19 protein-coding genes are annotated in these 20528 nt (G+C 46.0%); 12 read left to right on the plus strand and 7 right to left on the minus strand.

Going from position 1 to position 20528, the window contains the following annotated elements; genetic code table 11:
- Positions 1–13: 13 nt before the first annotated feature.
- Positions 14–1477 (plus strand): coiled-coil domain-containing protein, encoded by a 1464-nt coding sequence (locus M662_RS08330; RefSeq protein WP_008639062.1) that lies wholly within the window; start codon positions 14–16, stop codon positions 1475–1477.
- Positions 1478–1644: 167 nt separating this feature from the next.
- Positions 1645–3366 carry a pyruvate oxidase gene (locus M662_RS08335; RefSeq protein WP_008639063.1) on the plus strand — a complete coding sequence of 574 codons (1722 nt, stop codon included), beginning with the start codon at positions 1645–1647 and terminating at the stop codon, positions 3364–3366.
- Positions 3367–3419: 53 nt separating this feature from the next.
- Here the strand turns inward: M662_RS08335 and rnjA are convergent, their stop codons facing one another.
- Complete coding sequence (gene rnjA, locus M662_RS08340; RefSeq protein ID WP_008639064.1) at positions 3420–5090, minus strand: ribonuclease J1; 1671 nt, start codon at positions 5088–5090, stop codon at positions 3420–3422.
- A gap of 3 nt (positions 5091–5093) precedes the next feature.
- A complete protein-coding gene (locus M662_RS08345; protein WP_008639066.1) occupies positions 5094–5303 on the minus strand; it encodes a DNA-dependent RNA polymerase subunit epsilon in 210 nt (69 codons plus the stop codon).
- Positions 5304–5729: 426 nt separating this feature from the next.
- On the opposite strand from M662_RS08345, the gene M662_RS08350 reads away from it, so the two are divergent.
- Positions 5730–6509 (plus strand): Cof-type HAD-IIB family hydrolase, encoded by a 780-nt coding sequence (locus tag M662_RS08350; RefSeq protein WP_026577532.1) that lies wholly within the window; start codon positions 5730–5732, stop codon positions 6507–6509.
- A 122-nt stretch (positions 6510–6631) separates the two neighbouring features.
- Here the strand turns inward: M662_RS08350 and def are convergent, their stop codons facing one another.
- Positions 6632–7186: a peptide deformylase gene (gene def / locus M662_RS08355; protein WP_026577531.1), complete on the minus strand. Its 555-nt coding sequence runs from the start codon at positions 7184–7186 to the stop codon at positions 6632–6634.
- 181 nt (positions 7187–7367) lie between these two features.
- Here def and M662_RS08360 point away from each other — a divergent pair, with 181 nt between their 5' ends.
- From M662_RS08360 to M662_RS08385, 6 genes are all read left to right on the plus strand, one after another.
- A complete protein-coding gene (locus M662_RS08360) occupies positions 7368–8051 on the plus strand; it encodes a YkyA family protein (RefSeq protein WP_008639072.1) in 684 nt (227 codons plus the stop codon).
- A gap of 501 nt (positions 8052–8552) precedes the next feature.
- Positions 8553–9635: a pyruvate dehydrogenase (acetyl-transferring) E1 component subunit alpha gene (gene pdhA / locus M662_RS08365; RefSeq protein ID WP_008639074.1), complete on the plus strand. Its 1083-nt coding sequence runs from the start codon at positions 8553–8555 to the stop codon at positions 9633–9635.
- Between the two features lie 4 nt (positions 9636–9639).
- Positions 9640–10617 (plus strand): alpha-ketoacid dehydrogenase subunit beta, encoded by a 978-nt coding sequence (locus tag M662_RS08370; RefSeq protein ID WP_008639076.1) that lies wholly within the window; start codon positions 9640–9642, stop codon positions 10615–10617.
- A gap of 29 nt (positions 10618–10646) precedes the next feature.
- Complete coding sequence (locus tag M662_RS08375) at positions 10647–11927, plus strand: dihydrolipoamide acetyltransferase family protein (RefSeq protein WP_008639078.1); 1281 nt, start codon at positions 10647–10649, stop codon at positions 11925–11927.
- 3 nt (positions 11928–11930) lie between these two features.
- Positions 11931–13337: a dihydrolipoyl dehydrogenase gene (gene lpdA, locus M662_RS08380; protein WP_008639079.1), complete on the plus strand. Its 1407-nt coding sequence runs from the start codon at positions 11931–11933 to the stop codon at positions 13335–13337.
- Positions 13338–13408: 71 nt separating this feature from the next.
- Complete coding sequence (locus M662_RS08385) at positions 13409–14161, plus strand: arylamine N-acetyltransferase family protein (protein WP_008639080.1); 753 nt, start codon at positions 13409–13411, stop codon at positions 14159–14161.
- Positions 14162–14324: 163 nt separating this feature from the next.
- Here the strand turns inward: M662_RS08385 and M662_RS19645 are convergent, their stop codons facing one another.
- On the minus strand, positions 14325–14447 hold the full coding sequence (locus M662_RS19645; protein ID WP_255358485.1) for a hypothetical protein: 123 nt from the start codon (positions 14445–14447) through the stop codon (positions 14325–14327).
- Between the two features lie 255 nt (positions 14448–14702).
- Between M662_RS19645 and M662_RS08390 the strand changes: the two genes are divergently transcribed.
- Together M662_RS08390 and M662_RS08395 are read left to right on the plus strand one after the other, a co-directional pair.
- Positions 14703–15764, plus strand: coding sequence for a TcaA 3rd/4th domain-containing protein (locus M662_RS08390; RefSeq protein ID WP_026577530.1), 1062 nt, complete (start codon positions 14703–14705; stop codon positions 15762–15764).
- A 2-nt stretch (positions 15765–15766) separates the two neighbouring features.
- Positions 15767–16018 carry a hypothetical protein gene (locus M662_RS08395; protein WP_442858833.1) on the plus strand — a complete coding sequence of 84 codons (252 nt, stop codon included), beginning with the start codon at positions 15767–15769 and terminating at the stop codon, positions 16016–16018.
- Between the two features lie 112 nt (positions 16019–16130).
- Here M662_RS08395 and M662_RS08400 read toward each other — a convergent pair whose 3' ends face one another.
- From M662_RS08400 to M662_RS08410, 3 genes are all read right to left on the minus strand, one after another.
- Positions 16131–16526, minus strand: coding sequence for a hypothetical protein (locus M662_RS08400; protein WP_026577528.1), 396 nt, complete (start codon positions 16524–16526; stop codon positions 16131–16133).
- Positions 16527–16693: 167 nt separating this feature from the next.
- Positions 16694–18223, minus strand: coding sequence for a glycine betaine uptake BCCT transporter (locus M662_RS08405; protein ID WP_008639085.1), 1530 nt, complete (start codon positions 18221–18223; stop codon positions 16694–16696).
- Between the two features lie 61 nt (positions 18224–18284).
- On the minus strand, positions 18285–19355 hold the full coding sequence (locus tag M662_RS08410; RefSeq protein WP_026577527.1) for an FUSC family protein: 1071 nt from the start codon (positions 19353–19355) through the stop codon (positions 18285–18287).
- A gap of 155 nt (positions 19356–19510) precedes the next feature.
- Here M662_RS08410 and M662_RS08415 point away from each other — a divergent pair, with 155 nt between their 5' ends.
- Positions 19511–20347, plus strand: a complete 837-nt coding sequence (locus tag M662_RS08415) for a polysaccharide deacetylase family protein (protein ID WP_008639087.1) — start codon at positions 19511–19513, stop codon at positions 20345–20347.
- The last annotated feature ends 181 nt before the right edge of the window (positions 20348–20528 follow it).

Here is a 20528-nt window from a genome sequence, read left to right on the forward strand (position 1 = left end):
GGGGGTTATGGTTATGGAGAAAGATACGATCCTTCTACAACAGAAGATCATTCATTTCAAGTCGGAACTGGCAAAGTACAAGGAGAAAGTGAAAGATTATCAAGAGAATTATCACTATGCCCTGCTGGAGAAGCTGAAAAAAGAGAATACCGCCCTTCGTGACAGGGAAGAACAGCTGCAAAAGGAAAAAAGTGTCGCAACCCAGGAATCTGTCAAACGCATCCAGGGGATGGAACAGCAAATAGCCAGTATGGAAAAGGCGAAACAAACAATGGAGGAAGAAACGGCGTTATGGAAAGAGAAGGCAGCGAGGTTCCAAAAAGATTTTGAATCCGCACAAACCCGTCTCATTCGTCTACAAAAAGAATCATCTGCTTATCAATATCAGCTGAAGCAGGCTGAAAAGCATTCGGAGGAAAGAGAATCCTTATGGAAGGAAGAGCGTTCCCTTCTAAAAGATAAGCTTGCAGCGGAAAAGAAAGCGAAAGACTCGTTGTTCCAAAAGGCTCAAGGTCTGAGAGAAGAAGCGAAAGACCAGCGGGAATATGTCCAGGAAGAAAGACAACAGAAGCATAACTGGAAAGCAGTTTACCTGGAGAACAGGACGCGGGCAGCAGGGCTGGCGCAGGAGAATGCGGAAATTCAAAAACGATTGGAGGCAGCGGAACAGGAGGCAGCCGTTTGGAAAGATCAAGCGAAACAATTGGAAACGGAAGTCCGGAAGGCGGAAGGGGAATTGGCCAGAACAGCAGGGGAGTCTGCAGCGACTGTTTCTGAATGGAAGCTTCGGGAACGTCAATTTCAGAAAGACATCATCCGTTTGAAGCAATCAGCACAGGAAAAACAGCAACTCCTTAACATAAGGGAAGAAGAGCAGGAACGACTGGAGACAGAAAATAAGGAGCTCTGCTCGGATATCAAATACTACGTGTATTATACAAAACAGCTCGGCGATCTTCTCTCCGGCGCGGAGGTGGATTTGAATAAACAAAGAGATGTAGTCCGGGAGTTGGAACAATCGAAAATTAAAGCAGAAGACGAATCGAGACGCATCGGAAGGGAATTGGAGACGAAGGTTGCCGCTTTAAAGCAACTGGAAGATGAGCAGCATTCCCGTAATCAGGAAAGAAGGTTGTGGGAAGAAGAACGACAGAACTATCAGTCTGATGTCGCCGACTTAAAGAGGCAGCTCAAGGAGGCTCATGAACAAGTGGAGGAACTGCAGATGATCCAGACTCATCTGAAAAAGCAGAATGAAAAGGTCCTCGGCATGTTCTCCAAGGAAGGAAGCGCGGATACTCCCAGCGATATCCTGTCCGTTCTGGATGAGCAGATGAAGAATATCCTAGGACAGACGTTCGAGTATGAAGAACAGCTGGATTCCAAAATCATCTTCATGGAAGCACTGGAAGAGAAAATTGATCAGCTTGGGAAAGAGATCCTTCAGATGGAAGAACGGGATGGTCAGGAAGATTGAACGGACGAAGGGCACGCCGGGAGGCTGCTCTTTTTTTGTGCGAAAGATTCAACGGAATCAGGAGAAAATAGGACCAGTATCTCCTCGATTTGTTTAAAGCTTTGCAGGAAAGGAAATAAGAACCATTAGAAGCTATTATATTGTTCACCAGAGAAAGGATGAGACAGATGTTTGAAAAGCGTACAGGAGAAGTGATCACACAGCAATTGATTGATTGGGGGGTGGACCACATCTATGGAATGCCCGGCGATTCCATTAACGAGCTGATGGACGACCTTCGAAAGAGACAGGAAGAAATATCCTTCCTGCAGGTCCGTCATGAAGAAACAGGAGCGCTTGCGGCTGCGGCTTATGCGAAACTCACCGGAAAGCTTGGAGTGACCCTCTCGATTGCCGGCCCCGGCGCTGTTCACTTACTTAATGGATTGTATGATGCCAAGGCGGATAAAGCTCCTGTACTTGCCCTTGTCGGACAGGTACATAGTGAAGAGGTGGGGACAGGTGCTTTTCAGGAAATCAATTTGGAGCGCATGTTCGATGATGTTGCGGTGTTCAACCGCCGTGCGGAAACAGAAGCACAGCTTCCCGATCTCTTAGATCAAGCGATTAAGGAAGCTTATGCAAACAAAGGGGTCTCCGTTCTCATCGTACCGGACGATCTGTTTGCAAAAAAACAAAAGAACGAACCGCGTTTGACTGCCGGAACCTACTATCGTCCTGAGATCGTTCCCAATTCGGATCAGCTGAAAGAGGCCCGGCATTTAATCGAGCAGGCGGAGAAACCGCTCATTCTTGCCGGCCAAGGGACGAAGGATGCATCCGCTGAGTTGATTCAATTCGCAGAGACGATCCAGGCTCCTATCGTTATGAGCCTTCTTGGTAAAGGAATCATCCCGGACAATCATCCGTACTGTCTAGGGCAGCACGGTCAGATCGGCACAAAGCCTGCCTACCATGCAATGAAGGAAACCGATCTTCTCATTCTCATCGGTACGCAATTCCCGTACCGTGATTTTCTTCCGGAAGAGGTGAAGGCGGTCCAAATCGATAACAAGCCGGAAAACCTGGGCAAATACTATCCGATTGAGCTTGGTCTTCCTGGAAACAGCAAGGAGACTTTACAGGCGCTGATCGAACTGATTACTCCAGTGGATGAACGCGGCTATCTTCGTCATTATCAGGAAAAGATGAAGGATTGGCGGATTGCGCTTCAGGAAGAGAAACGTTCCACAAAAGACCCGCTCCATGCACCGCAGGTCATGTATGAGCTGGAGAAGCATATGGAATCCGGTGCGATCATATCCGGAGACGTAGGAAATGTTACCGTATGGCTTTCCCGATTCCTGCATCTTGTCAACCAGAAGTTTCTCATGTCCGGCTGGCTTGCTACAATGGGGAGCGGCCTGCCGGGAGCACTGGCTGCGAAACAAGCCTTCCCGGATAAACAGGTGATCGGCGTTTCCGGAGACGGTGGCTTTTCCATGGTGATGCATGACTTTGTTACAGCCGTTAAGTACGATCTTCCGATTAAAATGATCATTCTAAACAACAGTAAGATTGGAATGATCAAATACGAACAGGAACAGATGGGGCATTTAAATTATGCGACGGACCTTGGGGAAGTGGATTTTGCCAAGTTCGCCGAAGCTTGCGGGGGAGAGGGATACCGCATTCGCTCCTATGAAGAATTGGAGCCGAAAATGAAGCAGGCTTTCGTATCGAATAAGCCGGTCATCATTGATGTCGTTATCGAAGATCAGGCGCCTCTTCCTGGTAAAATTGATTACACCTCAGCGGTCAATTTCTCGAAATATATCGTTAAGAACTTCTTTGAATCCGGGACGCTTGATCTGCCGGATATGAAAAAAGCGCTCCAGCGCCTGACTTGATCAAAAAGAAAAACCCGCGCCGGGTCATCCCGGCGCGGGTTTTGTTCATTCGATCATACTTCCATAATGATTGGAAGAATCATCGGACGACGCTTCGTTTTTTCAAACAAGAACGGAGCGATCGTATCCGTGATTTCGTTTTTGATTTCTGACCATTGCGTTGTACGGCGTTCCATGACTTTCTCAACATGAGAACTTACCAGCTTCTGTGCTTCCTTAATCAAATCTTCGGATTCTCTCATGTAAACGAATCCGCGGGAAATGATGTCCGGGCCGGAAGCGATTTTGAATTCCTTCATATTAATACTTACGACGACGATGACAAGGCCTTCTTCGGAAAGAATACGGCGGTCGCGTAGTACGATATTACCGATATCACCAATTCCGCTGCCATCTACATAGACAGAACCGGAAGGGATCTTACCTGCGATGGAGGCTTCGTCTTTACCAAGGGCAAGCACGTCACCGTTGTCCATAACGAAGCAGTTCTCTTCCTTGACATCACAATCAAGGCTGAGTTTCACATGCTCTTTCAGCATGCGGTATTCTCCGTGGATCGGCATGAAGAATTTCGGCTGCATCAGTCGGAGCATCAGTTTCATCTCTTCCTGACTACCGTGTCCGGAGGTATGGATGTTTGTCAATGGACCGTGAATAACATCGGCACCTGCACGGTAAAGCTTGTTGATCGTACGGCTGACACTGATCGTGTTTCCAGGGATTGGGGAAGAAGAGAACACGACTGTATCGCCAGGCTGGATTTGGATCTGACGGTGGGTACCGTTTGCGATCCTTGACAGGGCAGCCATCGGTTCACCTTGGGAACCGGTACAGAGAATGACGACTTCATTAGCCGGCAGACGGTTGATTTGTTGAGCATCAATGAACGTATCCTTAGGGGCACGGATATATCCAAGTTCCTGACCGATGCGGATGGAAGATTCCATGCTCCGTCCAAAAACAGCTACTTTCCGATTATTCCTAACGGCTGCTTCCACTACCTGTTGAAGGCGGTGGATGTTTGAGGCGAACGTTGCGAAAATCAAACGACCGTTATCCATACGCGTAAAGATATCCTGGATGCTTTCTCCTACGACACGCTCTGACTTCGTAAAGCCTGGTACTTCACTGTTCGTACTGTCGGAAAGAAGAGCAAGTACACCTTCTTTACCGATTTCCGCCATTTTAGCGAGGTCTGCAGGTTCACCGACAGGGGTGAAGTCGAATTTAAAGTCTCCCGTGTGAACGATGTTCCCAGGCGGTGTCTTAACAACTACACCGTAGGAATCAGGGATACTGTGTGTCGTGCGGAAGAAGGACACGGATGTTTTACGGAACTTGATGATGTCATCTTCCTGAATTGTATTCAGTTTCGCACTGCGAAGGAGACCGTGTTCATCAAGCTTGTTGCGAATCAAGCCGATGGCAAGCTTCCCTGCATAAATTGGAATGTTAATTTCACGCAGCAGGTAAGGGATACCGCCGATGTGATCTTCGTGTCCGTGTGTGATGATAAGCCCTTTGATCTTATCTTGGTTCTGCACGAGATACGTATAATCCGGAATGACATAGTCGATACCGAGTAGTTCATCTTCCGGGAATTTAATACCAGCATCAATGAGGATGATTTCGTCTTGGAATTGAACTGCGTATGTGTTTTTACCAATTTCACCGAGTCCGCCAAGGGCGAATACGGCTGTCTGGTCGTTCTTCACGAATTTCATAAATTAAAATGTCTCCAACGCGAAATCTTCGGATTGCTTCTCATATCCCAGGTGATCCTCATCAAGCACCTGGATATATTCAATATTGAACCCTTTATCTTTTAACTTTTCTCTGACTTCTCTCTCTGTTTCCGCTTCCACATACATGGAATTCGTATGTTCACGGACAGGAACTTCTGTTGCCAGTTCCTGATACAAAACTTTGAATATCATTGCACTATCGCTCCTAACTAGATATAATTTCCACATTCTTGTCCTTCCATCATCATAGCACGTTTCGAACCCGCATGGTAATGATAATGATAGTCACAGGTGTTTCGCTGCACCTGGACAATGGTATTACGCGTATGTTTTACGATTCATTAAATTCTTCCAACGTTTTCTAAGCTTCCTTCGTAGACGCTTCATCATATGCATCCATCCCCTTTCACCAGATGAAGAAAAGCGCCAAAAACGTTAAAACCGCCCAATCCCTGTTATCTCTAGTATAATACGGTTTGTGGAAGAATGAAACATTACATTTTATATTTTGTCGTTATCGTTTGTTTTTCTTCTCAAACTTATCCACTCATGCTACAGTATAGCCAAAGAAGACACTATGTTAGTATAAATGTGGAAATCCATGTAGGAGGATCTGGTATGACAAATAAAAAAATCGCCTTCTTCGATATAGACGGCACCCTGCTAGACCATGATAAGAAACTTCCTGAAAAGACAAAACAGGCCATACAGAAATTGAAAGAGCAAGGGGTATACTGTGCCATTGCCACCGGCCGTGCCCCGTTCATGTACAAGAGCTTGCGAGAAGAACTTGGAATCGATTCCTATGTGAGCTTTAACGGACAGTACGTAGTTTTTGAAGGGAAAGAGATTTACAAAAACCCACTTTCAGAAGAAGCACTTCAGAAGCTGCACGTCCACGCAGAAGAGAATGACCATCCGATGGTCTTTATGAACGAAGAGGAGATGAGAGCGTCTACGCCTGATCATGACTCTATTCGCCAAAGTCTCGGCACGCTTCTGCTTGACCATCCGGCTGCAGATGAAGGTTTCTACAGCGGTCGTAACATCTATCAATCCCTGCTTTTCTGTGAAGGAAGAGAAATTGAACAATATGAGGAGGCGTACGAGGCATTCGACTTCATTCGCTGGCATCCGCTCTCCTGTGATGTTCTTCCTAAAGGCGGATCTAAAGCAGAGGGAATTAAGAAAATGATCGAAGCAGCCGGCATGACCATGGGGGATACGTACGCTTTCGGTGACGGACTCAACGACATTGAAATGATTTCAGAAGTCGGAACCGGGGTAGCCATGGGGAACGCTGTACCGGAAACGAAGGCCGTAAGTGACTACGTTACGACGGATGTTTCGGAAGATGGTCTGTCCCACGCCATTTATGAGCTTGGTTTATTGAAATAACCGAGAGGAAATAAAAGAAATCAAGCATAAAAAAATCCGGGTGATCATCTGAGATAGACGATCGTCCGGATTTTTTGTTCTATAGAAGCGATTTGTCTTTCTTCTATACATACAGAGGTTTCTCATCGGTCGGCGGGTGTAGCATTCTCCGGCTCTTTGAAAGGATTATCCATATCAATATGATCGTAGAACATGACGCCGTGCAGGTGATCGATTTCATGTTGAAATACGATAGCTGCATAATCTTTCAGACGCAGCTTGACTACATTACCTTCAAGATCTGTGCCCTTTACGGTGATTCGGCGGTGACGAGGGACGTAGCCGGGTACTTCTCTGTCAACAGAGAGGCACCCTTCCCCTGATGTCAAATACGTCTTTTCAACGGAATGACTGACAATTCTCGGATTAAACAGACCATAACTGTAGAGCTTATCCTTCATGTCCGTGAAGTGTACGGCAAGCATTCGTTTATTCACGTTGATCTGCGGAGCTGCCAGACCGACACCTGGTCTTAAGCCGTACCGGCTGCACACCTGGTCATCCTGGCTGTTCTTCAAGTATTGAAGCATTTCTTCCAACGTCTCTTTATCCTCTTCGGATGGTGGGAGGGAGACTTCTTCGGTCACGGTTCTCAAAGCGGGGTGACCTTCCCGGACGATATCATCCATCGTAATCATCTACAACATCCTTTCTGGAAAACAAGTTCTACAATAGCACGCCGGTTCCATTAAGAAAACCATCGGCCATCTATTTGGTAACATTTGTGAAAAGGTGTTTCCATTTAATATCATTTATTATACTATGGTAGATATGGCAAGATTACAATACGATTACGTAGAAATTCAAGGGGGAAGAGCTGTGCCGAAACGTATGCTGATCGGAGGCCTGGGTGCTGCTGCAATCTTGCTGTCTGCATGTACGGGGACGTCCGCACACGAAGCGATGTACGATCATTTGGAAAAAGCGGTTTCTTTGGAAGATGCATTCCGCGACCAGCAGCAGCCGATGGTGGAGCTGGAAGAGAAGGAACAGAAACTTTACGAAGAGATCATTGATCTTCAGACGGACCAGATGGATCAAATCAAAGAGAAGTCCAAGGAAGCCTCTGCTATTGTAGAAGATCGGAAGAAGAAGCTGAAACTGGAGAAAGAGAGCATCGACGCAGCCAAAGAGGAGTTCGATAACATAGATGGTCTTGCAAAAGACTTGGAAGAGGACAAGGCCGAAGCGAAAGACGAGGCCGAAGCCCTCGTAGAAACAATGGATCAGCGCTACGATACATACCAGACTCTTTACAGTGCTTACACAAAAGCCCTTCAGCTGGACGAAGAGCTCTATGATATGCTTCAGAAGGAAGATTTGACGCAGGAAGCCATGCAGGGCCAGATTGAGAAAATCAACGAGAGCTATCAGACGGTTATGGATAAGAATAAAGAATTTAATGAATATACGGACGCCTACAATAATAAGAAGAAAGAACTTTACGATGCCTTGTCCTTAAATGTGGAATATGAGGATCATGAAGAATCCAAGGAATCCTGAGAAGAAGCCGCTGCTGTTGCAGCGGCTTCTTCTATTGCTTATAGAAGAGAAGGGCATGGGTGGGTGATTATTAAGTTAACACTGTGAAAACTCCCCCTTTCACACACGGGGAAAATGTTATACTTTTCATTTGATTCTTGATAAGAAAAAACGTAGAATTAATACAGGCAGTAATTTCAGGTGATACAGTATAGTTGTTTTCATCGACAGAATCAGCTGCTTTCCGATTGCTGTGTGTTTAGTCTCGTACTATATAAAGAATATATACTGCGAAGTGATTGACGAATGATGACGAATTGAGCTAAACTACATAGTGGATTGACATTGTACCATTGAATTTTGCTTCTTGAGTGTAACAGTTTATATGGTATTCTCTGTATGATTAGTTCCCTAAACGACGGGGTAAAAACGTAAAGAGCAAATCGGTACAGTTTTTTTTCATATTTGGGAAAGCTACTCACAGCATCCATTTTAAAATACGAAAGGAAAGGGTGAAACACTTTGAAACGAACTCTTGAGAACATCGAAAATCAGTTCGAAACGTTTCAAATCCTGAATGAGGAAGGCGAAATCGTAAATGAAGATTACATGCCTGACCTATCAGACGAAGATCTAAAAGAAATTATGCGCCGTATGGTTTATACGCGTATCCTGGACCAGCGTTCTATCGCGCTTAACCGCCAAGGACGTCTTGGTTTCTATGCACCAACAGCAGGGCAGGAAGCTTCCCAGCTGGGTACACAATTTGCATTGGAGAAAGCGGACTTCATTCTCCCTGGTTACCGTGATGTACCACAATTGATCTGGCACGGCCTTCCACTTCACAAGGCGTTCCTATTCTCTCGTGGACACTTCCAAGGGAACCAAATGCCTGAAGGCGTTAACGCAGTAAGCCCGCAAATCATCATCGGAGCGCAGATCACTCAGACTGCCGGTGTTGGACTTGGCTATAAGAAACGCGGAGAGAACGCTGTAGCAATCACTTACACAGGTGACGGCGGTGCGTCTCAAGGTGACTTCTACGAAGGTATTAACTTCGCAGGTGCTTTTGGTGCGCAAGCGATCTTTGTCGTTCAGAACAACCGTTTCGCAATTTCCGTACCTGTTGAAAAGCAATCTGCTGCACAAACGATTGCTCAAAAAGCAGTAGCTGCAGGAATTGAAGGTATTCAGGTAGACGGTATGGACGTTCTTGCTGTTTATGCTGCAACGAAAGATGCTCGTGAGCGTGCCGTAAACGGAGAAGGTCCGACATTGATCGAGACGCTTACTTACCGTTATGGTCCACACACAATGGCCGGAGATGATCCGACTCGTTACCGTACGGAAGATCAAGACAGCGAGTGGGAGAAGAAAGATCCAATCGTTCGTTTCCGTAAATTCCTTGAAGCGAAAGGCCTGTGGTCTGAAGAGGAAGAAAACGAATTGATCGAAAAGACAAAAGAAGAAATCAAAGCTGCCATCAAGGAAGCTGACAATACTCCGAAGCAGACAGTTACTGATTTGATCGGTATCATGCACGAAGAGCTTCCATCCAACTTGAAAGAACAATTGGATGAATACAAAGAAAAGGAGTCGAAATAAGACCATGGCACAAATGACTATGATTCAAGCCATCACAGATGCGATGCGCACAGAACTTAAAAATGATGAAAACGTGCTGATTTTCGGTGAAGACGTCGGTCAAAACGGCGGTGTATTCCGTGCGACAGAAGGTCTTCAAAGTGAATTCGGCGAAGACCGCGTATTCGATACGCCTCTTGCTGAATCCGGAATCGGCGGTATGTCCATCGGGCTTGCCCTGACTGGTTTCCGTCCGGTACCTGAAATCCAATTCTTCGGTTTCGTATACGAAGTAATGGATGCAATCAGCGGTCAAATGGCACGTTACCGTTACCGTTCCGGTGGTACACGTCCAATGCCGATTACGGTCCGTTCTCCTTTCGGTGGTGGTGTACACACACCAGAACTTCACGCAGACAGCCTGGAAGGCCTTATGGCACAACAGCCTGGACTTCGTGTAGTTATTCCATCCAACCCTTACGATGCGAAAGGTCTATTGATCTCTTCCATCCGCAATAACGATCCTGTTATCTTCCTTGAGCACATGAAGCTTTACCGCTCTTTCCGTGAAGAAGTTCCGGAAGAAGAGTACACGGTAGAGCTTGATAAAGCTGCAGTGAAGCGCGAAGGTACAGACGTAACATTGGTCGCTTACGGCGCAATGGTACACTCTTCCCTTAAAGCAGCGGAAGAACTCGAGAAAGACGGAATCAGTGCAGAAGTTATCGACCTTCGTACTGTAAGCCCGGTTGACTACGAAACGATCCTTGAATCTGTTAAGAAGACAAACCGTGCGGTAGTCGTTCAAGAAGCTCAGAAACAAGCTGGTATTGCAGCGAACGTCGTTTCTGAAATTCAAGAAAAAGCCATTCTTCACTTGGAAGCTCCTGTTCTGCGTGTAGCTGCACCGGATACAGTATATGCATTCACTCAAGCGGAAGAAGTATGGTTGCCTAACCACAACACAATCGTTGAAAAAGTCAACGATGTTATGAACTTTTAATCATCTCTAACTTATAGGAGGGAACAACCGTGGCATTTGAATTTAAGCTACCTGATATCGGTGAAGGTATCCACGAAGGTGAAATTGCAAAGTGGTTCGTCAAGCCTGGCGACGAAGTAAAAGAAGATGACGTGCTTTGTGAAGTACAAAACGACAAAGCCGTTGTAGAGATTCCTTCTCAAGTAGATGGAACTGTTAAAGAGCTTCACGTGGATGAAGGAGAAGTAACAACTGTAGGTACGGTCATCATCACGATTGATGACGGTTCTGAAGATACAGGCTCCTCAGAAGCACCTAAAGAAGAAGCGAAGGAAGAAGCTCCTAAAGAGGAAGCGAAATCCGAAGAGCCTCAAACATCTGAAGAGAGCGATGTAGATGAAGACAAGCGCGTCGTAGCCATGCCTTCTGTACGTAAATTCGCTCGCGACAACGATGTGGATATCCGTAAAGTACAGGGCTCCGGCAAAAACGGACGCATCGTGAAAGAAGACATCGAAAGCTTCTTGAACGGCGGACAGCCGGCTGCTTCTGAAGCACCTGCAGAAGAGAAAGAAGAGGCATCTGCTTCTACTTCTTCCGAACAGGCCGTACCAGCTGCGGGCGAAGCATATCCGGAAACACGTGAGAAGATGAGCGGTATCCGTAAAGCGATCTCCAAAGCTATGGTTAATTCCAAGCATACGGCTCCTCACGTAACGTTGATGGACGAAGTGGACGTAACAGAACTTGTTGCCCACCGTAAGAAATTCAAAGCAGTTGCTGCTGAACAGGAAATCAAGCTGACATATCTTCCTTATGTTGTGAAGGCTCTTGTTTCCACACTGAAGAAATTCCCTGTACTGAACACGTCTATTGACGACAGCACAGATGAAATTATTCAGAAACACTACTATAATATTGGTATCGCGGCAGATACAGATAAAGGCCTTATGGTTCCAGTCGTTAAAGACGCAGATCGTAAGTCTGTCTTCTCTATCTCCAGCGAAATCAATGAACTTGCTGTAAAAGCTCGTGACGGTAAACTTTCAGCACAAGAAATGAAAGGTGCTTCCACTACAATCACGAACATCGGTTCTGCTGGTGGTCAATGGTTTACTCCGGTAATCAACCACCCAGAAGTAGCAATCCTAGGTATCGGCCGTATCGCTGACAAACCGATCGTCCGCGATGGTGAAGTAGTAGTCGCTCCTGTCCTTGCGATTTCCTTGAGCTTCGACCACCGTATCATCGATGGTGCTACAGCTCAAAACGCAATGAACAACGTCAAGCGTTTACTGAACGATCCACAACTAATTATGATGGAGGCGTAAAGTATGGTAGTAGGAGATTTCCCAATTGAACTAGACACGTTAGTAGTTGGTGCGGGTCCCGGCGGCTATGTAGCTGCCATCCGCGCTGCACAAACAGGACAAAAAGTTACAATCGTTGACAAAGGCAACCTCGGCGGTGTCTGCCTTAACGTTGGATGTGTACCTTCCAAAGCATTGATTCAAGCGGGTCACCGTTATGAGCATGCAAAAGGATCCGAAGACATGGGTATCAAATCGGAGAACCCGACTGTTGATTTCACAAAAGTACAAGAGTGGAAGGGCAGTGTCGTTAACAAACTTACCAGCGGTGTCGAAGGGCTTCTTAAAGGAAACAAAGTAGACATCGTAAAAGGTGAAGTTTACTTCGTGGATAAAAACACGGTTCGCGTTATGGATGAGAAAAATTCTCAAACTTACACGTTTAACAACGTAATCATCGCGACAGGTTCTCGTCCAATCGAGCTTCCTACTTTCAAATACTCTGATCGCGTCCTGGATTCTACAGGTGCTCTTAACCTTAAAGAGATTCCTAAGAAACTGGTCGTTATCGGTGGTGGATACATCGGTACAGAGCTTGGTACGGCTTACGCTAACTTCGATACAGAAGTGACGATCCTTGAAGGTACAGGCGATATCCTTGGCGGCTTCGAGAAGCAAATGACTTCTGTCGTTAAGAAACGTCTGAAGAAAAAAGGCGTCGCTATCGAAACGAACGCCCTTGCACAAGGTGTGGAAGAGCGTGAAGACGGCGTTACCATTACTTACGAAGTTAAAGGCGAAACGAAATCCATCGACGCTGACTACGTACTTGTTACCGTTGGTCGTCGTCCGAACACAGACGAAATCGGCTTGGAAGACCTTGGCGTGAAAATGAGCGACAAAGGTGTTATCGAAGTGGATAAACAGTGCCGTACGAGCATTGACAACGTCTACGCTATCGGTGATATCGTTCCTGGTCCTCCACTTGCTCACAAAGCCTCTTACGAAGGTAAGATCGCTGCGGAAGCAATTGCTGGTGAGAAGTCTGAAATCGACTATCTTGGAATTCCAGCTGTTGTATTCTCTGATCCAGAACTTGCTTCTGTTGGTTACACAGAACAAGAAGCGAAAGATGCTGGTTACGAAGTAAAAGCAGCTAAATTCCCGTTTGCAGCAAACGGACGTGCTCTTTCTCTTAACGACAGTGACGGTTTCTTGAAACTGGTTACTCGTAAAGATGATGGTCTCGTTATCGGTGCTCAAATTGCAGGTCCAAACGCTAGTGACATGATCGCTGAACTTGGCCTTGCTGTAGAAGCAGGCATGACGGCGGAAGATTTGGCTCTTACAATCCACGCTCACCCAACTCTAGGTGAGATCACGATGGAAGCTGCTGAAGTAGCTTTGGGTAACCCAATCCACATCATGTAATTATTTTAAAAAAGGCAAAAGCTCTTCGGAGCTTTTGCCTTTTTCTCTTATATAGAGAGGAGAGCAGGAAGATGGAAGTAGAGCGTTATTTAAAGCGTATTCATGTAAACAGGTTGGAGGCACCCTCTTTGTCCTTCCTGAGCAGACTTCAGGATCAACATATGCTTCATGTCCCTTTCGAGAACTTGGATGTCATCCGTCAAGTTCCAATTGAACTGCATATACCATCCTTTTATGATAAAGTTGTTCTCCGCAGAAGGGGAGGATTTTGTTATGAACTGAATGGTCTATTTCATTGGCTGCTCGGAAAGGCGGGGTATGAAGCGCGGTTGATCAGTGCCACAGTGAAGCAGCCGGATGGGGATTGGGCTCTAGAGGACAGCCATGCCGCTATCATCGTGTGCCTGGATGGATCGGAGTATTTGGTTGATGTTGGATTCGGAGATTCTACGAGGAGGCCGCTTCGCCTGAGCGGGGAGGTTTCAAGAGACGTGAGCGGGGATTACCGCGTCGATAAGTGCGGGAAAGCATTCTATCTGCAGAGAAAGAAAAATGACTCAGAGGAGTGGCAGACGCTGTACCGTTTTTTGTCCAGAGGAAGAAAATTAGACGATTTCCATAAGGCCTGCGAGTATAACCAGACCTCCCCTTCTTCTCCTTTCACAGGTAAGGATATCGCTACGATTGCTTCAGCTGACGGCAGACTGACTATTTCCGGAAATACCTTGATACAAACAACCCGTTTCGGCAGAGAAAGAACCGGGATCGAGGAGGAAGAGAAGAAGCTGCTTCTTCAGAACGAGTTCGGCATGTCTTCTTTTTGATACCAGGAAAAGAAGGAGATACCCCGTCCCTATAGAACAGTATGTAGAAAAGGGAAAAGAGGTGTCATAGGTGAACAGCCCTATTCGTCCTGTGATTCATACGGTGCTCGTACCTGTCACGGATTTAAAGGCATCCAGCAGGTGGTATGGCCTATCCACTCCGTTAGATGCTGTGTCTCCCCCCGTGCAAAACATCCCGCTTGACCATCACACCGGCCTGACTCTGGATACGGGAAGGTAGTTTGATAAGGAAAAGCAAAGCGGATTGCCCCTGTTCAACTTCCATACGGATGATATCCTATCCGCTGCGGAATTCGTGAAGAACCGAAAGCTTGGAGAGATCAGTGACATTACCGTCTTCGATGATCTTTCTTTTTTTACTATACAAGACCCGGATGACAATATAATTATGATAGGAACCGGATGAGCAGAGAATTCTATTCTCTGCTTTTCATCATGCTTTCTTTATTAAGAATATATTGTGCGATATAGAAGAATATGTTAAATTGTATCTCGTATCACAAGGGATAGGAGAGATAGAATGAAGAAAAAAATCATATTCGTTGCTTTACCGGTACTGGCGGTTCTTGTCTTTGTCGTCATTCAAATGAGCAAGCCGTCCCCTTCTGACGTGTTGACGGATTTTAAGGAAGCGGTCGAGGCGGAAGATTCAGATCGGCTGTTCGACATGGTCGAGCTCGAAGATGACATCGAGTGGAGTAAAGAAGACGCAGAAAGTATGATTACATATTTTAAGCAAAATGAAGATGATTGGTCTGGTCAAATGGAAGTATTAAACAGGCAGGCAGCTGCGTACCAATCGAAAGGCGATACATCGGTTTCAGCCGGTGCAAACGAGTTGGCTAACGGTGGATTTTATATGAAGAAGGAAGATGGCCTTTTTGGAGCTGCGTATGCGATAAAGGCGGCTGGGTTTCATCTGGATCTGCAGGCTCCTGAAGATGCTGAGATTACTTTCAAGGATGCCGAGATCGATATGTCAAACAAGGAAACGAAGCGGCTTGGTACGTTCGGACCCGGAGTTTATACGATTCATGGCTCTAAACAATATGAATATACAAAGGTTTCCGAAGACAAAGCAGTGACGTTGTTTGAACAAGGGGATTATTCGCAGGCCGTTCAAATGGATTTGACAGGAGAGAAGGTTACTGTCACGTCTCAGACACCGGAAACTAAAGTGAAAGTAGAAGGAAAAGACACGGAGCAAACAATTAACGAGACGCTTGCCGTTGGTCCCATTGGAGAAGGAATGACGGTTCAAGGATTCAAGGAGTTCCCGTGGGGAGAGGCAACAAGTAAATCGTTTGTGGTCGGGGAGGATGAATACACCGATGTGGGAAAAGGTTTCGCTAAGTTGGAAGGGTATGATCTGACTCCCGATCCTGTGGTAGGCGATGCGATGAAAAAGGCAGTAGTTTCTGCCATCAACCGGTTCGCTGAGGAGGAAGTAAAGGCCAAGAAAGAACAAGATGTGGAGATACTTACTAATATCAGTGATCCATTGGAAAAGGACTACATCGTCCAAATTCAAGATTTTGATGAGGAAATTACTTTGAAGGAAAAGCCCTTGGAACGCGGATAGACATAGAGAATGCAAGTTATGAACAAGGACAGGGAGGCGTGGACTTATTAAGAGTTCCTGTCGAGTTTCACGAGGAATCCAGGGAAGTTTATGAATATATTGATACAGAGATGAGAGAGTCATTCGATGCCACTGTCGTTGTTCTGACGTATGATGAGCAGGAGAAGCAGTGGATCATCTACGATAAAGAGAATAAGCGTCACGTGGGAGAGGACTATATGTCTGGGGAAGGTGTAGTGAAAACGGAATTTTAATTGGTTGTTGCATGTAGAGTTTCCGCACTCATCCTCGTTGAATAGGAAGAAAAGAATCGAATATGAAAAGATCCGGTCTCTGTAGAGGCCGGATCTTTTTCCTTCCTGTCCATCAGGAAGGTTTTTCTGTATAGGAACCGGTCATGTTGATGGAATCTTCCAGTGCTGTAAGAATATCAATATGCCGGTTATCACCTTTTATCGTCTTAACGGTCTTTCCTTCTTTCTTAACAACAAGGGCAGGGAGATCTTCTTTCGTCAGACGAAGGTTATCCGAATTCATCTCCTGCTGTTTAAATTCCAGCTCTTCTGTATCCTGTTGTTTGACTTTCCAATCAAGCAGGGCGCTCATATAATTTTTTGCTGCTTCCTGCTCATCGCTGTCTGTGTAGAGGTACAACTCATAATCGAGAGGTGATGCCTTCAGAACCTGGACATCTTCTGTTTTCGGTATGCAACCGGCTAACAACAGGACAGCAAAAAACGTCATGATCAGGTACTTGTTCATCCTCCGCCACTCCCTTAGCTTCGTTCCATCCTAAGTGTAACAAAGGACTAGGGGATAGTTGGAACTGTTATCGTTTTGTTACGGAAATGAAAGCCTTATGTCGCTTTATGATAACAATGTGTAAAATAAAACCCCCTCGATCCACGGGACCGAGGGGGAGGATATCTTTATTTCTTACGCAAATTGACCTTTTTGCCTTCTTCCTGGAATGCTTTGAAGAGGGAGAAGCAAATCAAAATCATGATGAATGTAAACGGGAAGGCGGCGATTATTGCTGCTGTCTGCAGGGAACTCAATCCACCCTGCCAAAGAAGTACAGCGGCTGCACCGGCCTGAATGATACCCCAAGTGAACTTCACCTGGTTCTTAGGGTTCAGGCTTCCGTTGGTCGTCTGCATACCGAGAACGAAGGTCGCAGAGTCGGCAGACGTGATGAAGAACGTGCTGATCAACAGCAGTCCGATAATTGCCATGACGGAACCAAGCGGAATATGCTGCAGCATAGAGAACAGCGCGACTTCTGTACCAAGTTCGCTTACATCGGATTGAATGTCTACTCCTTGGAAGAACTCAAGGAAGATCGCAGATCCACCAAATACGGAGAACCAAAGAGCTCCGAAGATCGTAGGGACGAGCAGGACACCGAGAACGAATTCGCGGATGGTACGTCCTCTGGATACACGGGCAATGAATGTACCTACAAATGGAGCCCAGGAGATCCACCAAGCCCAGTAGAAGATCGTCCAGTCCTGTACCCACGTATTATCTTGGGAGAACGGCGTCATGCGGAAGCTCATCTGCGGAAGGTCACGGACATATCTTCCGAGTGTCGTTGTGAAGAAGTCCATGATGAAGTTCGTCGGACCGGCGAACAGCAGGAAGAGCATAAGTACAATTGCAAGCACGATGTTCGTGTTACTCAAGTACTTGATCCCTTTGTTCAAACCTGTCATGGCAGATGTCATGAACAAGACGGTAACAATAGCGATGATTGTCAACTGAAGAGCGAACGTATCGCTTAAGCCGTCAAATGTGTACGCGAGACCACTGGAAATCTGCAGTGCTCCAAGACCGAGTGATGTTGCAACACCGAAGATCGTTGCGAATACAGCGATGACATCGACCAATGTTCCGATCGGGCCTTTGACGCGTTTCTCACCAAGGATCGGTGTCAGGGCAGCGCTGATGACGCCGGGAGCGTCTTTACGGAATTTGAAGAATGCCAGTGCCAGTGCAAGGACGGCATAGATGGCCCAAGGGTGGAGTCCCCAGTGGAAGAAGGAATATTTCAGCGCGGACTGCGCGGCATCCTCACTCATCGGCTCCTGTTCTACGCCTGCTGGTGTATGCAGGTGGGAAAGTGGTTCCGCTGCACCCCAAAATACGAGGCCGATACCCATACCGGCACTGAAAAGCATAGCGAACCATGTGAGATAAGAATATTCCGGTTCTTCATCCGGTTTACCCAATTTCAAATTACCATATTTAGAGAAGATTAAATAAATGGCGAAAATCAAAAATCCTGTAGCGGACAGCAGGTAAAACCATCCGAATTTTTCTGTAAGAAATCCTTGGACATTTGATGTAATGTTAGCAAGGTTCCATGTCGGCAGCGTTGATTCTGGAATCGTTCCCCAGATGATGAATAAGAACGCAATGACGACGGAAATGTAAAATACTTTAGTTACTTGATTCATGTCTAAGTTCCCTCCTAATGGATTTGTTTGTGCACATTCCCCTTTGTACAGTTTTGTACGATCAATCTCTTAAGTAGCACTTCTCCACCAAGGCCATCTGTTTTGCAGATAAGTCCTGCAGTTCTTCCAAAACATCATGGAAGCACAGCATTTCATAAAGCAGGATTGTCTGTGGTGGGAGGTGGTGTCGGTATGTGGTTTTCTTGATGACGTGGTCTTCTTTCCATTTCCAGAATAAGCGGTCCAAATGGGCGACGTTTTGAAACTGCTCTTCCTGGATGGAATGGGTCGGGTCCAGTAATACCCGGACATAATGATCCGTCAAAGAATGCAGAAGTTCCTTCTCAGATTCCGAGAAATCGGATCCCTTCGTCTGAACATACTGCAGATTCCCCAGATGATAGACGATTTGCTGGAAGGCTGCGAGCTTCCTTTGGGAAAGTTGAAAAGCGACCATTTCTTCATTCGTGTGACGGTGATACTTCCATTCTTCCCGCTGATAACTTGACAGCTGCAGAGTTTTCTCCAGATGAGCGGTCAGCTGCCGGTAAGACCGCTGGTTATTCCGTGTTTTCTCTTTAGATTCTGCCGTAATATCATAAATTATTCGTTTCAGGAGAAGGCCGGCTTGGTTATAAAGGCCATTGATGTTTTTGTAAATCATTGGGGAATAATTGGGCGGCAGCAGAAAAAAGTTCACAAATGTCGAAACAATGATCCCAATGGATGTAGTACCCAATCTTGTGAAGAATGAAACAAAATAATGGTCCTGAAAGTCCGGAATCATGGCTGTCGCCGTAATGGTGGCGACAAGAATGCCGGCATCGAGCTTCAGTTTGTGACAGACAGCAATAGTCGCCATCGCAACCAGCGCAAACGTAAGGGCACCTTTTCCGAAAAGTCCGTAGAAAGCCGTAGCAAGCAGAGCTCCGATTGCAGAGGCGGGGAAACGCACTGCCGCCTTCTTGATCGAGTCGGCTGCCGTATGCTCGATCGTGACAATTGCGGTTATGACAGCAAAAATAATGGGTAAATTAAAAAAACCGCAAATCAATGCAGTCAGAAAGACAGATATACCCGTCTTCAATGTACGGCTTCCGAGAAGTTTGAATCGCTTGATTGCTTGAAGCATTTCCATCACCCATTCAATAAAAAATGAAAAATAGATATTTAATGAAAGACCACATCAAAACATTATATAACAAATTACCTAAAAAACATAGAAAAAATGTAGATTTGTCGGATATAATGGAATATGTGGAAATACATAACAGTGGAGGGTTTACTATGAAGAAGTGGTCCCTATTCCTCTTCATCCTGCTGATCATGCTTGCTGCATGTTCCGAAACGAATGGACAGGAAGGACAGGAGAAAGACCAGAAAGCAGAAGAAAATGTACAGACGTCTGATGATTCCGGGCAGACATCCGAAGATGAAGCCGACAAGGAGGATTCAGAAACCAAAGAGGAAGCGGAAGAAGCGACGGCCGATACAGCGCCTCAGTACGAACTTACGGGAAACTGGTCGTTTCAGCCGATCGGGGATGCCAATCCGAAAGTTGCTCTGCTGACCTTTGACGACTCTCCCGATAAACATGCGGTTGAAATGGCCCGGCTGCTGAAAGAGAAAGGCGCACCGGCCATTTTTCTTGTGAATGGACACTTCATCGATTCGGAAGAAGGGAAGCAGAAATTAAAGGAAATTTATGAAATGGGCTTTGCCATTGGGAACCATACGGCAACACATGCCAACTTGAAGGACCTGACAGAAGAACAGCAGAGGGAAGAAATTGTGAGCGTCAGTGATACCGTGGAAGAAATAACAGGCGAACGGCCGAAGTTCTTCCGTGCACCTTTCGGCTCCAACACTGATTTCTCCAAGCGTCTGGCGGAAGAAGAAGGAATGCTTGTTATGAATTGGACCTACGGCTACGATTGGGAGAAGCAGTATCAGAATCCGGAAGCTCTTGCTGACATCATGGTCCATTCCGAATATTTGAATGACGGGGCCAACCTGCTTATGCACGACAGGGAATGGACATATCAAGCGCTCGGTGATATCGTCGATGGTCTCCGGGAAGAGGGCTATGAGCTCCTCGATCCTGCACTAATTCAAACGCCTTAAGAGAGAACGAACCACATAATGTACAGGCTGAAGACCATCTCCGGATGGTCTTTTTTTGTCTAAATCTTTTCCGTATCACATATATTGTAGGAAGGAGAAAATTAGTATAACACATTTATTAAAAAGTTATACTTTTGGGCTTGATTTTTCGTTTGTGCCATATTAAAATGAACTTACATTG

The sequence above is a fragment of the Bacillus sp. SB49 genome (assembly GCF_000469135.2).
Classification (GTDB): Bacteria; Bacillota; Bacilli; order Bacillales; family Halobacillaceae; genus Halobacillus.

Excerpts from the sequence above, each read along its gene's own strand:
- M662_RS08330 (WP_008639062.1), top strand. The coding sequence starts at position 14 with ATGGAGAAAGATACGATCCTTCTACAACAGAAGATCATTCATTTCAAG.
- M662_RS08335 (WP_008639063.1), top strand. The coding sequence starts at position 1,645 with ATGTTTGAAAAGCGTACAGGAGAAGTGATCACACAGCAATTGATTGAT.
- M662_RS08385 (WP_008639080.1), top strand. The coding sequence starts at position 13,409 with ATGGAAGTAGAGCGTTATTTAAAGCGTATTCATGTAAACAGGTTGGAG.
- M662_RS08390 (WP_026577530.1), top strand. The coding sequence starts at position 14,703 with ATGAAGAAAAAAATCATATTCGTTGCTTTACCGGTACTGGCGGTTCTT.
- M662_RS08405 (WP_008639085.1), bottom strand. The coding sequence starts at position 18,223 with ATGAATCAAGTAACTAAAGTATTTTACATTTCCGTCGTCATTGCGTTC.
- rnjA (WP_008639064.1), bottom strand. The coding sequence starts at position 5,090 with ATGAAATTCGTGAAGAACGACCAGACAGCCGTATTCGCCCTTGGCGGA.
- M662_RS19645 (WP_255358485.1), bottom strand. The coding sequence starts at position 14,447 with ATGGAAGTTGAACAGGGGCAATCCGCTTTGCTTTTCCTTATCAAACTA.
- lpdA (WP_008639079.1), top strand. The coding sequence starts at position 11,931 with ATGGTAGTAGGAGATTTCCCAATTGAACTAGACACGTTAGTAGTTGGT.
- M662_RS08415 (WP_008639087.1), top strand. The coding sequence starts at position 19,511 with ATGAAGAAGTGGTCCCTATTCCTCTTCATCCTGCTGATCATGCTTGCT.
- M662_RS08370 (WP_008639076.1), top strand. The coding sequence starts at position 9,640 with ATGGCACAAATGACTATGATTCAAGCCATCACAGATGCGATGCGCACA.
- M662_RS08350 (WP_026577532.1), top strand. The coding sequence starts at position 5,730 with ATGACAAATAAAAAAATCGCCTTCTTCGATATAGACGGCACCCTGCTA.
- def (WP_026577531.1), bottom strand. The coding sequence starts at position 7,186 with ATGATTACGATGGATGATATCGTCCGGGAAGGTCACCCCGCTTTGAGA.
- M662_RS08400 (WP_026577528.1), bottom strand. The coding sequence starts at position 16,526 with ATGAACAAGTACCTGATCATGACGTTTTTTGCTGTCCTGTTGTTAGCC.
- M662_RS08410 (WP_026577527.1), bottom strand. The coding sequence starts at position 19,355 with ATGCTTCAAGCAATCAAGCGATTCAAACTTCTCGGAAGCCGTACATTG.
- M662_RS08345 (WP_008639066.1), bottom strand. The coding sequence starts at position 5,303 with ATGATATTCAAAGTTTTGTATCAGGAACTGGCAACAGAAGTTCCTGTC.